This window comes from Microbacterium sp. NPDC078814 (assembly GCF_040702645.1).
GTDB lineage: Bacteria > Actinomycetota > Actinomycetes > Actinomycetales > Microbacteriaceae > Microbacterium.
Genome location: NZ_JBFBLT010000006.1, coordinates 98002 through 109578, shown reverse-complemented (window position 1 = coordinate 109578; position 11577 = coordinate 98002). Strand labels below are relative to the sequence as shown.

Genomic DNA, 11577 nt, shown 5'->3' with positions numbered 1-11577 from the left:
GAGGAGAGACCGAGATGACCTTCGAACCGATGCCGGCCGCAACGCCGATGGTCCCACCCGTGCTGTACCTGCCCCTGAGCGTGACGTCGACGCCCGAGGAGCAGCTCGTCGAGATCCGGGAGTTGAAGGACGGGCGGCGTGCACTGCTCGCCTACACCGCCCTCGACCGGCTACTGGAGCTCGCCGGCGAGCGGCAGCCCTGGGTGCTGGTGCGCACCGAGGACCTCGGTCAGATCAAGGAGGCGCAGCCCTACGATGTCGTGATCTTCGACCTCGACGTGCCCGCGTCCTACCGCCGGAACGGAGCCATTGCATGAGCCGCATCGCGATGGACCCGGAGGTGATGGCCGTCCATGCGGACATGCACGAGGAGGCGGTCGAGCTCATCGAGACGAAGCTCTCCGGCATTCCGACGGCCGTCGACGGCGGGCTCGCCTCCGATACGGTCGCCGCGATCATGCAGCGGGTGGGGGAGGGCGTCGACGCCCTGTACCGGATCAACGGCACCCTCGGAGAGATCGTCCGCGCCATCGCCGACGACGCGGAGACGAACGAGCAGGACGTGATCGACCAGCTCGACCCGGTCGCGGCCATCGTCGAGGACCTCTGATGACGATCGACACGACCACGTACGGCGACGCCGACCAGGTGCAGGCGGCCGCGGACTGGCTCGACCCCGACCTGAAGGACGCCGCAGACGTCTCCTCCAACGTCACGACCTTCATCCCGACCGGCGTGCGCGGGCACTGGTACGGCGAGTCGGCGGACGACTACGTCACGATCCTCTCGCGCACGACCGACGCCGCGAAGGAGATCAAGGACCTCGCCCGTGACGCCGCCGAGAAGCTCCGGTCGTACGCCGGGCAGCTGCGGCGCATGAAGGAGGACTTCGCGACGCACCGCGACAATGCGCGGGCGGCGGGGCTCCCGGTCAACGGGATGATCATCGGCCGGCCGGTGTCCCTGATCCCGGTATGCCCCACCTCGCGCGACGACCCCTACTGGGACGAGTGGCAGGAGCACCTCGACCGCATCGAGCTGTACAACGAGATCGCCGCCGACGTCGGCTCCTGGTGGGGCGAGCTCGAGGTCTGGATCAGCGAGAACCTCGACGGCTTCCTCGGGACCATGCCGAGCCAGTCCACGGCGGACAAGATCATGTCCGGTCTTCGGGAGGCGAGCGGCGAGGTCCCGAAGATCTACCTCGAGGGCCAGGGCCTGGCGTGGGCGGAGACGGCGGCCGAGCTCACCTCTCACGCGGAGGATCTGCGTCTCGGAGCATCGGACTTCGTTCGCGAGCTGCGCTCCGGCAACCCTGCCGTCAAGGCCGCCGCCGAGGCCGCCAACCCCACCGGCATGCGGTGGGCGGCGGACGAGGCCGAGGATCTGGCCCGCGGACTCTCTCGCGCGAGTCGGGCGGTGCCGTTCATCGGCTGGGGCGTCGACGCCTGGAACCTGGGCTCGGCGATGTCGTCGGGCGACGACCCCTCGTCCACCGCGGTGGAGATCATCGGCGGTGCGGCGGGTGGCGCGGCTGCGGCTGCCGGGGTCGCCGCGCTCGCAGCGGCCGGTGTCGTCACGCTCCCCGTGTGGGGCACGGCGGTCGTCGTCGGCGGGGCCGCGGTGGCGGTCGGTGCCGGTGCGGTGTGGGCGTACGAGAACTGGGTGCCGCAGGACGTCCGGGAGTCGATCGACGCCGGCATGGCGGATGCGTGGGACGCCACGACGGACTTCGCGGAGGACGCCTGGGAGAACACGACCGACTTCGTGGGCGACGCGGGGCACAACATCGGCAAGGCGTGGAAGGGACTGTTCGGGTGACAGGGCAGCAGCAGTCGATGTCTCCGGAGACGATCTGGGTACCCGGTCATCCGGGGTGGCAGGGGCAGCAGCGCGCGACCACGGCACTCACGGTGTTCGGCGTCGTGTTCGCCATCGTGGTCCTGTTGTTCAGCCTGATCCTGTTCGCCGATCCGGCTCCCGCGATGAAGGCTCTGGGGATCGGTGTGCTCGCGGCCGTCGCCGTGGGCGTCTGGCTGATGGTGGCCCATGCCCGCGTCTCCCGGGTCCGAGTCGTCCGGCCGGTCGTCGACGGTCCGGCGATCGCGTTCGGCGGGGCCGCGGGAATCGTCTGGCCGCTGCGCGCCCTCGCGCCCGTGGGGGCCCTGCTCCTCGCGGCGTGGGCATGGAGCATCTTCACGGTGCCCGCAGACCGACTGCCGCTCCTCACCCTGCTCCTCCTCCCGGTGGTTGCGCTGATCATGACGATCGCCGGCATCCGGTCGTGGTTCCGGGCTCCCTCCGCCCATCGCCTGACGCTGCGCCCGGACGGGGTGGAGCTTCGAATCCCGCGCAACAACGTGGCCGTGGCATGGGAGGAGGTCGTCGGCGCCGGCCTGGAAGGCAACCGCGTGGTGCTGCGGACGGCGACCGCTCAGCCGTCCTCGTGGGCGGCGGCCGACCTCGCCAGCGACCCTGTACTCCTGGCCGAGCTGGTCACCTTCTACGCGAACCGTCCCGACGTCCGTGCCGAGATCGGCGCGGGCACGCTCGCCCGTCTGCGGTCCGGGGAGTTCTAGCGGCGCCTCTCAGCGGGCGCCGGCGGCGTCGGCGAGATGACGCGCCTCGTGGCCGAGGACCTTCACGATGATCCCGTGGCGCCGGAGCTCGGCGGCCGTGCGCGCGCCCTCCTCGGCGTCGAGCCCCAGAGCCCGGATGTTCGCCACCACGACCACGTCTCCGGTCCGGAGCGTCGAGATGAGCCGCGCGAGGCGGTCGTTCCAGCTCTCCAGGATGTCCGGCGCCGGGTGACGGAAGCCCTCGATGGGCACGCCGAAGCGGGTGAGGTCGGCGCGCTGCTCGACGACCGACGGCATGCCCTCGCGGGCGACGACGAGGCCGACCAGGCGGGAGCCGGCGGGACGCGCGGTCCAGAAGTTGCGGTTCTGCTGCAGCTCCGTGAAGCACTTCGGGCACTTCGCTGCGTCGTGCGGGAGGTGGAGCGGGCTCGTCAGCGCATCGTCGAGAGACGGCGTCGTTCCCGCCGGGTCAATCGTGTCACTCATCCCGCACCTCCGCCCTCTATTCTGCCCTGCCCAGGTGTCCCGCGGCGACCGGATCAGAGCAGTCCGAGGGCTCGGACCGCGTCCCGCTCCTCCACGAGCTCCGCGACCGAGGCGTCGATGCGCGCGCGGGCCCAGTCGTCGATCTCCAGGCCTTCCACGATGTGCCACTCGCCGTCGACGGACTGCACGGGGAACGACGAGACGAGGCCCTCCGGGACACCGTACTCCCCGCGCGAGACGACGGCGGCGGAGGTCCAGTCCTCGGTCCCGCGGACCCAGTCGCGCACATGGTCGATCGTCGCGCTCGCGGCGGAGGCGACGGAGGACGACCCGCGGACCTCGATGATCTCCGCGCCGCGCTTGGCGACCCGGGGGATGAACGTCTGGTCCAGCCACGCCGGGACGTCGCCGACGATCCGCTCCAGGGCATCCTGCACGGGCTTCCCACCGACGGTCGCATGCGACACGTCGGGGAACTGCGTGGCCGAGTGATTGCCCCAGATGGGCACCCGCCGCACCGTGTGCACGGGGGCGCCGAGCGTCTGGGCGAGCTGGGCCCGTGCGCGGTTCTCGTCCAGCCGCGTGAGGGCGGTGAAGCGGTCGGCGGGCACGCCGTCGGCCGCCGCGGAGGCGATCAGGGCGTTCGTGTTGGCGGGGTTACCTACCACGGTCACGCGGACGCCGGGGGCGGCGTTCGCGGCGATGGCGGCGCCCTGCGGCCCGAAGATGCCGCCGTTCGCGGCCAGCAGGTCCCCGCGCTCCATGCCGGGACCGCGGGGGCGGGCGCCCACGAGCAGGGCGAGGTCGCAGCCGTCGAAGCCGACCGCGGCGTCATCGGTCACTTCCACGTGCTCGAGCAGGTCGAATGCGCCGTCCTGGAGCTCCAGCGCCGCGCCCTCCGCTGCGCCGAACCCCTGCGGGATCTCCAGCAGCCGCAGCCGCACCTTCTCATCCGGACCGAGCATGTCGCCGGCGGCGATGCGGAAGAGGAGCGCGTAGCCGATCTGTCCGCCCGCGCCGGTGATGGTGATCGTGGTGGCCATGTCACGAGCCTACGTCCGTCGCGGTGTCGGCGCGCGGAGTACCCTCGACGCATGACGTTCAATCCCGACGCCGACCTCTCCCGCAACACCACGCGTCGCCGCGGACGCACGGCGGCGATCGCGGGCGGCTCCGGCGTCGGCGTGCTCGCCCTCCTCGCCCTCATCGCCGGCCCCCTGCTGGGCATCGACCTGAGCGGACTCGTCGGGGGCGCGCCCGGGGGTGGGAGCGAGCCCGCCGGTGGTTCGGCCATCGAGAACTGCGACAGCGGCGCCGACGCGAACGCGAACGTCGACTGCCGCATGGCGGGGGCGCAGGTCGCGCTCGACGCCTTCTGGGAGGACAACGTGGAGGGGTATCAGGCTCCGCAGCTCATCGTCGTCGACGGAGCGACCTCCACGCAGTGCGGCACCGCTTCCAACGCGGTCGGCCCGTTCTACTGCCCGCCGGAGGAGACCGTCTACATCGACCCCACGTTCTTCCAGCTCATGCAGCAGCAGTTCGGGGCCTCGGCCGGGAACCTCGCGCAGCTCTACATCGTCGGGCACGAGTGGGGTCACCACATCCAGAACCTCCTCGGGGCGATGGAGCGGTACCCGAACAACGGGACGGGTCCCGGCAGCAACGGCGTGCGCATGGAGCTGCAGGCCGACTGTTATGCCGGCGGCTGGCTCGGCCGCGCGACCGAGCAGACCGACGCCGACGGCGATCCGTACCTCGAGAAGCCGACGGAGGAGCAGATCCGCGACGCCCTGAACGCGGCGTCGACCGTCGGCGACGATCACATCCAGGAGCAGTCCGGGCAGGTGAACCCGGAGACCTGGACCCACGGCTCCAGCGAGCAGCGTCAGCGCTGGTTCGCGGAGGGATACCAGAACGGGCTCGATGCGTGCGGGCAGGTGTTCACCCTCCCCGCCGATCAGCTCGACCCGTAGGCCCGGTGGTCCCGCCGTTGTCAGATAACGTGGACTCGGCAGGACCGCACGACCGGTTGGGGGACCGAACATGACGAACACCGAGGGGCTCTATCCGCCCATCGAGCCGCACGAGACCGGAGTGCTGCTCGTCGGCGACGGGCATCGCGTGGCCTGGGAGATCAGCGGCAACCCCGAGGGTAAACCCGTCGTGTTCCTCCATGGCGGCCCCGGCAGCGGCACCTCGCCGTGGCAGCGCCAGTTCTTCGACCCCGACGTCTACCGGATCGTCCTTCTCGATCAGCGCGGATGCGGTCGGAGCACGCCGTCCGCCGCGGAGCCGGAGGCCGATCTCCGGCACATCACCACCGCGCACCTCATCGCCGACCTCGAACTGCTGCGCAAGAACCTCGGCATCGAGACGTGGCAGGTGTTCGGCGGGTCCTGGGGCAGCGCCCTCGCGCTCGCCTACGCCCAGGCCCACCCCGACGTGGTCTCCGAGCTGATTCTGCGCGGGATCTTCACGCTCCGTCGCGCCGAGCTCGAGTGGTTCTACGAGGGCGGGGCGGCGGCGCTCTTCCCCGACCTGTGGGAGGACTTCATCGCGCCGATCCCGGTCCTGGAGCGCTCCCGGATGATCGAGGCGTACCACCGGCGGCTGTTCGACCCGGACCCGGCGGTCCATGAACCGGCGGCCCTCGCGTGGGCGGCGTGGGAGGCGGCGACCGTCACGCTGCGCCCCGACCCGGAGCAGATCGCGGCGATGGCCGATCCCCGCCGGGCCGTCGCTTTCGCACGCATCGAGAACCACTTCTTCGTGCACCGCGGCTGGTGGGCCGAGGGGCAGTTGCTCGCGGGGATCGACGCCATCCGGCACATCCCGACCGTGATCGTGCAGGGCCGCCACGACGTGGTCACGCCGATGATGACGGCGTGGGACCTGCACCGTGCCTGGCCGGAAGCCGACTTCCAGGTGATCGATGACGCGGGGCACTCCGCCGCCGAACCCGGCATCCGCGCGGCTCTCCGCGCCGCGACCGATCGGTTCCGTCCCGAGGGCTGACGCGTTCCGCTCAGGCGCGGAGCGCGCGCAGCAGTGTCTTCACGAGGCCGAGGGCGCCGCCGTCCGCACGATGGCGGGTGAGGCCCTCGCTCACGGCGGCACCGGTGCGGGAGGAGGCGAACCACGGCGGCTTGGGGAGGATGGTCATCCGACCTCCGCCGTTCGCGACGGGGAGCGAGCGCGGGAACGGCCGGAAGGGGCCGCGCAGCACGGAGCGCTCCACCCGATCCAGGAGCAGGGCGTTGTGGACGACACCGATGCCGCTGCCGACGTCATCGATCGTGCCGCCGGGGAACGCGCCCCAGGTGAGCGTCGGCGTGATGAACCCGAAGGCGGTCCAGCCGTTGATCGCGATCGAGCCGTAGTGCAAGGCGGTGAGAGCGCGCTCGAACCCGCTGCCGAGCGCCTTCTCGGTCGCCGGGTCGATGAGCAGGTTCGCGCCGAGCGTGCCCTGCAGCTTCTCGTTCGCGTGGGCGACCGCGGCGTCGAGGAACTCCTGGCCCGTGCCGGGCAGGCTCACCACGCCGAGGACCGGCGCGAAGTACTCCGTGTTCTCCAGGGCTGAGGGGTCGTCGTCGGCATCGATCTCGACGAGGAGCCGGTCGCCGAGCACGAGGGCGTCCGGGTAGTCGTCCGCGGCGGACTGCATGCGGGAGGGGGCGCCGGGGTACCAGATGGGGCGCTCCGGAGCGGTGGCGTAGGCGCGGCGCAGTTCGGCGCGGAAGTCGTCGGCCTGGTCCCAGTCCGCGGAGAGGATGACGACCTGCCCCGCGATGCAGTTGTGGCCGCTGTTCTGCAGGCGCATGGTCGCGATGTGCTCGGCCTGGTACGCGAGGTCGGCGGCCGTCCACTTCCCCGGCACGACGATGATGGGGGAGACCCCGCCGAGTTCCGCGGTGATGGGCTTCTTCAGCAGCGGGCGGTTCTCGCGACGGCGGCGCTTCGTCGCGGCCGCCCCCTCGCCGGTCGACGGTCCCCAGACGATGGTGTCGAAGGTCGCCGCCGAGCCGGTGATGTGCACGTGGGCGAGGCCGGGGTGCTGGGTGAGGTAGGCGCCGGCGGCCGGGCCCCCGCGCACGATCCGCAGCAGGCCCGGCTCGATGAGCGGGGCGAGCGCGCGCTTGTAGACGGGGACCAGCGCATCCTGCGTGGGGTTCACCTTCAGCAGGGCGGTGCGGTTGTGGGCGAGCAGTTCGTACAGCACGTCCAGCACGGGGATGGAGGTCACGTTCCCGGCGCCGAGCACGAGTCCGACGCCCCCGGACACCGTCGGCGTGCGCTGTGCCAGACCGGCGGTCGCGCGGGCGGTGTTCGGCGTGGTCCCCGGTTCGAGCCAGACCTCGCCGGTGAAGCCGGACAGCAGGAACCGGTCGATGCCGGTGAGGGGGAAGGCATGTACGCGCGCACGGCCGCCGGGTGCGCGGTCGACCCGGATGCCGTCGAGCGGATTCGCGCCGTTCGCGATCCGGGTGAGCGTGGCGATCGAGGCATCGAGTGCTCCGAGGACGCTGTACGGACCGCTCAGCCACTCCTCGCCGCGGAGCGGATGCCGCGCGTCCAGGCCCTTGGAGGCGGCGGCTATGGTCGCCCAGTCCTCGGCCGTCGCGGCGACGCTCGTGCGCACCTGCCGGAGCAGCGTCGCGCGCTGCGCCACGGTGAGTGCGGTCCACACAGCCGTCCCCGTCTGCAGGTCGGCGATGGCGGCATCGAGCCGTTCCTTCTCGCCCTCGCCGAGGGCGGGGGTGGCGGGCGCGGTCGTGGGCGCAGAAGTCATCGGCGTCTCCTTCGAACGGGCTTTCAGCTTAGGCGTCCGCGCGGAGATCCGCCGAGTGCGAGGACGATCAGATGATCGAGAGCTCGCGCAGCTTCGACTCCACGTCGGCGTTCGACGGCTCGACGTGGTGCGAGGCGTCGGGGTAGACCACGACGGGGATGTTCGTGCGGCCCGAGATGTCCTTCGCGATGTCCGCGGCGGCGGGGTCGGCGACCAGGTCGACATACGTGTACGCGACGCCGAGCTCGTCGAGCTGCTTCTTCGTGCGGATGCAGTCGCGGCACCAGTCGGCGCCGAACATCGTGATGGTGTCGGAGGCGGGGTTGGTCATGCCTCCAGCCTACGGCCGTGGGGGAGGGGTGGCTCCGAAGAAGCCCGCCAGTGCGGCGGCGAGAGGTTCGGGCGCCTCCTCCGCCATGTGGTGCCCGCTGTCGATGCCGTGGCCGCGGACGTCGTCGGCCCAGTCCCGCCAGATGCGGAGGGGGTCGCCGGAGAGCTCCGCGAGATCGTCGCGTTCGGACCACAGCACGAGGGTCGGCATCCGGAGCCGACGCCCGGCGGCGCGATCGGCCTCCTCGTGCGCGCGGTCGATCGTGAGGCCGGCACGGTAGTCCTCGAGCATCGCCCGGACGACCGACGGCTGCCGCACCGCCTGCAGGAACTCGGCGTGGTTCGCCGTGCCCATCGTCGCCGGGTCGGCCTTGGGGGCGTACCAGGCCCCCGGGTCCGCGCCGATGACGGGCTCCGGGATGTCCGGCTGGGCGAAGAAGAACCAGTGCCACCAGTGCGCGGCGAAGGTCGCGTCGCAGCGTCGGAGGTGCTCCGAGATCGGCAGGCAGTCCAGCAGGGCGACCTGTTCGACGGCCTCCGGGTGATCGAGGGCGAGTCGGAGCGCGACGTAGCTGCCACGGTCGTGCCCGACCAGGCGGAAGCGCTCATGGCCGAGTCGCTCGGCGACGGTGCGGATGTCGCGGGCGACGGCGCGTTTGGAATGGGCCGCATGATCGGCGGTGGGCGCCGGGCCCCGGGAACGCCCGTATCCGCGCAGGTCGGGGCAGATCACCGTGAAGCCGCGCTCGACGAGCACCGGGGCCACCCGATGCCAGGTCGCCGAGGTGCGGGGGTGACCGTGCAGGAGCACCACGGGCGGTCCCGAGCCCCCGTGACGCACGAGGATGTCGGCTTCGTCGGTCGGGATCCGCGCGGTCGTGAAGCCGGGGAACAGTGCCTCGTCGGAGCTGCTCATCGACCGGGGTCCGCTTCGTCCGGCAGCTTCTCGACCGGCACGATCACCACGTCCTGCACCTTCCAGTCCAGGTCGGCGATCCCCTCGGACGCGGCGGTCAGGTCGGCCGTACGGACGCCACGATGATGCGGCACCACGAACGCCTCGATGTGGAACACCTGGCCCTGATCCCGCATGCGCACGGCAGCCTGATCCACCCAGGGGCGGCTGCGCAGGTACGAGACGACATCGCGGGCCAGCGGGTGCGGCTCCGCGCTGTCGAAGGTGCGTGCCCGCTGGTCCATGAGGTCGACGATCGCGGTCTTCGTGTTGCGGAAGCCGTCCCAGATGATGCCGAGCGAGATGAAGAGTGCCGCAGCACCGTCGAGCCACCAGACGCCGACGCCCACGCCCAGTACGCCGACGATGGAGGCGACCGTCGTCTGCCAGTCCGCCTTCGCCATGTCGGCGTCGGCGTAGAGCAGCTTGTTGTGCAGGACGGGGGCGAGCTTGGCCTTGGCCGGACCGTAGAAGAACACCGGCCCGACGATCACGACGGCCATGACGGCGACCATCAGCCAGCCGAGCCAGATCGTCTGGCCGAAAACCTGCACGGTGCCGATGGTCGGATGCTCCCCGCGGATGAGCCCGGCCACGGCCTCGGCGGCGAGGTTCAGGCCGACCGCGAGGAGCGCGACACCGGCGACGAGGTGGCCGACGCCCATCGCCCGGTGCAGGCCGTAGGGGTGCTTCCGGGTGGGGCGTCGCCGCACGAACAGGAGCGCGAGGAGGAAGGCGAACTGCGGGATGAGCGACAGCATGTCCTCGATCCACGCCGTGCGCATCGCCTGGGACTCGCCCACGACGAGGGCGATCACGGTGATCGTGATCGAGGTGTAGACGATCGTGAAGATCTCCCAGCGCACGGCCTTGCGCGTGGCCCGCTGCTGTTCGTCGGGGAGCTCGGTGCGCCCGAACTGCTTCGTCCCGGTCATCGAGCGACCTCCTCGTCGAGGGAGGCCTCGAGGGCCGAGAGAAAGGCATTCTCTCCGAGGGGGACGAGCATGACGAGTTCCCGATCGCCCGCGCCCTCGATCCCCGGATAGCCGCGGGTCACGCCCGCCTTGTCGATCCACGGGGTGTCCGGCGTCAGTCCGCCGGCCACGAGGTCGAGGTCGCCCGTCTCCAGCATGCCCACCAGGCTCTCCTCGGTCGCGACCGTCCAGGTGACGTTCGCGTCGATGCTCGCGGCGAAGTCGTCGACGAGATCCACGACCGGCCCGCGCGGCTCGCCGCGGTCGATCTCGACGAGGCCGGGCTCGGGCGAGGTGCCGACCCGCAGCTCCCCGCCCGTGACCCGGTCCAGGGTGCCGTCCGGGTCCGCCGGGACCGTCATCCCGCATCCGCCGAGGGCCGTGGCGACGAGGAGGCCGGCCAGGGCGCCGATCAGGCGTCGTCCGGCGGATGTCCGTCGAATCCTGTCACTGCTCACGGCCTCAGGATGGCGCACAGCCGCGACGCGGGCAACGGCGTTGACGGTGCTACGGAAGAGGACTAGCCACCCTTGAGAGTAAGGGTAGCCTTACCTATAGTGGAGGCATGAGCAGCGCGTGTGAGCACCTGGAGGATCCGGACTGGGAAGCGATGGAAGGAGCGGTGCTCATCGCCGGGGATGCGGCCGATGTCGGAGCCATCGCTCGCGTCGCGTCCCGGCTCCCGTGGGATGCACAGGGCGTCATTCTCATCGAGGCCGCCGCCCGCATCCAATTCCGCCACATCGACGTGCCGCAGGGGGTGTCGGTCCGCTGGCTGGTTCGCGCGGAGGGCGCGCACGCTCACACGCGGGGCGAGCGGTTGGCGAACGCCGTCTATGCGTGGTGCCTGGAGTGGACGTGCAGCGAGCCCCCGGAGCACTGGACGGTGTGGCTCGGCCCGCACACTCCGCCGCACGTGGCGCGGATGGCGCGCAGCCTCCTCGGCGTCGCGAACTGAGTCCCGGCTCAGCGCGTCGCGCCGACGGCGGATGCCGTGGCGTTGGCGGTGATCGCGTCGAGCGCGCGGCGGAGCGCCGAGCTCGACGTGTGCGCGGTGTACGGGAAGTAGACGACCTCGACACCCACCTCCGCGAACTCGCTCTCCAGCCGCAGGCCCTTCTCGGTGCCGCGCCAGTCGTCGCCCTTGAAGAAGTGCGTGAAGCGCACGTCGCGCCACGAGTCCATCTTCGACGGCGTTGTCTCGACGTACACGTCGTCGACGAAGGAGATGTGCCGGACGATCTCGGCACGCTCGGCGGTCGGGATGACCGGCTCGATCCCCTTGACCTGACGCAGCATCTCGTCGCTCACGACACCGGCGATCAGGATGTCGCAGTGCTGTTTGGCGTGTCGCAGCAGATTGAGGTGCCCGACGTGAAACAGGTCGAAAGCTCCGACGGCATAGCCGATACGCGTCCCCATGATCTCCCCAGATCGATCATTCCCCAGTCGAACGGATCC

Annotated in this window: 15 protein-coding genes; 7 read left to right on the top strand and 8 right to left on the bottom strand. The window is 71.1% G+C overall.

Annotation, left to right across the window (positions count from 1 at the left end; translation table 11 throughout):
* The first annotated feature begins 14 nt into the window (after window positions 1-14).
* Genes AB0300_RS13295 through AB0300_RS13280 form a run of 4 tightly spaced genes read left to right on the top strand, consistent with a single transcriptional unit; the run spans window position 15 to window position 2579 of the window.
* A complete protein-coding gene (locus AB0300_RS13295) occupies window positions 15-317 on the top strand; it encodes an SAV_915 family protein (protein ID WP_085604937.1) in 303 nt (100 codons plus the stop codon).
* Window positions 314-610 (top strand): hypothetical protein, encoded by a 297-nt coding sequence (locus tag AB0300_RS13290; protein ID WP_062635420.1) that lies wholly within the window; start codon window positions 314-316, stop codon window positions 608-610. Before AB0300_RS13295 ends, AB0300_RS13290 begins: the two co-directional genes overlap by 4 nt.
* Window positions 610-1821, top strand: a complete 1212-nt coding sequence (locus AB0300_RS13285) for a hypothetical protein (RefSeq protein WP_366216156.1) — start codon at window positions 610-612, stop codon at window positions 1819-1821. Before AB0300_RS13290 ends, AB0300_RS13285 begins: the two co-directional genes overlap by 1 nt.
* Window positions 1818-2579 carry a hypothetical protein gene (locus AB0300_RS13280; RefSeq protein WP_366216155.1) on the top strand — a complete coding sequence of 254 codons (762 nt, stop codon included), beginning with the start codon at window positions 1818-1820 and terminating at the stop codon, window positions 2577-2579. Before AB0300_RS13285 ends, AB0300_RS13280 begins: the two co-directional genes overlap by 4 nt.
* Before the next feature lie 9 nt (window positions 2580-2588).
* On the opposite strand, the gene AB0300_RS13275 is transcribed toward AB0300_RS13280, so the two are convergent.
* The gene (locus tag AB0300_RS13275) at window positions 2589-3065 is read right to left on the bottom strand and encodes a dehydrogenase (RefSeq protein WP_366216154.1); all 477 of its coding nucleotides are present in this window, start codon (window positions 3063-3065) and stop codon (window positions 2589-2591) included.
* A gap of 53 nt (window positions 3066-3118) precedes the next feature.
* Window positions 3119-4108 (bottom strand): malate dehydrogenase, encoded by a 990-nt coding sequence (locus AB0300_RS13270; RefSeq protein ID WP_366216153.1) that lies wholly within the window; start codon window positions 4106-4108, stop codon window positions 3119-3121.
* A gap of 51 nt (window positions 4109-4159) precedes the next feature.
* Here AB0300_RS13270 and AB0300_RS13265 point away from each other — a divergent pair, with 51 nt between their 5' ends.
* Both AB0300_RS13265 and pip read left to right on the top strand, forming a co-directional pair.
* A complete protein-coding gene (locus AB0300_RS13265; RefSeq protein WP_025104630.1) occupies window positions 4160-5041 on the top strand; it encodes a neutral zinc metallopeptidase in 882 nt (293 codons plus the stop codon).
* A gap of 70 nt (window positions 5042-5111) precedes the next feature.
* Window positions 5112-6083, top strand: coding sequence for a prolyl aminopeptidase (gene pip / locus AB0300_RS13260; RefSeq protein ID WP_085604949.1), 972 nt, complete (start codon window positions 5112-5114; stop codon window positions 6081-6083).
* A 10-nt stretch (window positions 6084-6093) separates the two neighbouring features.
* Here pip and AB0300_RS13255 read toward each other — a convergent pair whose 3' ends face one another.
* From AB0300_RS13255 to AB0300_RS13235, 5 genes are all read right to left on the bottom strand, one after another.
* The gene (locus AB0300_RS13255) at window positions 6094-7857 is read right to left on the bottom strand and encodes an aldehyde dehydrogenase family protein (RefSeq protein ID WP_366216152.1); all 1764 of its coding nucleotides are present in this window, start codon (window positions 7855-7857) and stop codon (window positions 6094-6096) included.
* Between the two features lie 67 nt (window positions 7858-7924).
* Window positions 7925-8188, bottom strand: a complete 264-nt coding sequence (locus AB0300_RS13250) for a glutaredoxin domain-containing protein (RefSeq protein WP_025104627.1) — start codon at window positions 8186-8188, stop codon at window positions 7925-7927.
* 9 nt (window positions 8189-8197) lie between these two features.
* A complete protein-coding gene (locus tag AB0300_RS13245) occupies window positions 8198-9103 on the bottom strand; it encodes an alpha/beta hydrolase (protein WP_366216151.1) in 906 nt (301 codons plus the stop codon).
* Window positions 9100-10077 carry a cation transporter gene (locus tag AB0300_RS13240; protein ID WP_366216150.1) on the bottom strand — a complete coding sequence of 326 codons (978 nt, stop codon included), beginning with the start codon at window positions 10075-10077 and terminating at the stop codon, window positions 9100-9102. Before AB0300_RS13240 ends, AB0300_RS13245 begins: the two co-directional genes overlap by 4 nt.
* Window positions 10074-10574, bottom strand: a complete 501-nt coding sequence (locus tag AB0300_RS13235) for a hypothetical protein (RefSeq protein ID WP_231919569.1) — start codon at window positions 10572-10574, stop codon at window positions 10074-10076. The genes AB0300_RS13240 and AB0300_RS13235 overlap by 4 nt, the downstream gene beginning before the upstream one ends.
* Before the next feature lie 107 nt (window positions 10575-10681).
* Here AB0300_RS13235 and AB0300_RS13230 point away from each other — a divergent pair, with 107 nt between their 5' ends.
* Complete coding sequence (locus AB0300_RS13230) at window positions 10682-11074, top strand: SIP domain-containing protein (RefSeq protein WP_060922252.1); 393 nt, start codon at window positions 10682-10684, stop codon at window positions 11072-11074.
* 8 nt (window positions 11075-11082) lie between these two features.
* On the opposite strand, the gene AB0300_RS13225 is transcribed toward AB0300_RS13230, so the two are convergent.
* Window positions 11083-11538 (bottom strand): adenylyltransferase/cytidyltransferase family protein, encoded by a 456-nt coding sequence (locus AB0300_RS13225; protein ID WP_060922253.1) that lies wholly within the window; start codon window positions 11536-11538, stop codon window positions 11083-11085.
* Window positions 11539-11577 lie beyond the last annotated feature (39 nt).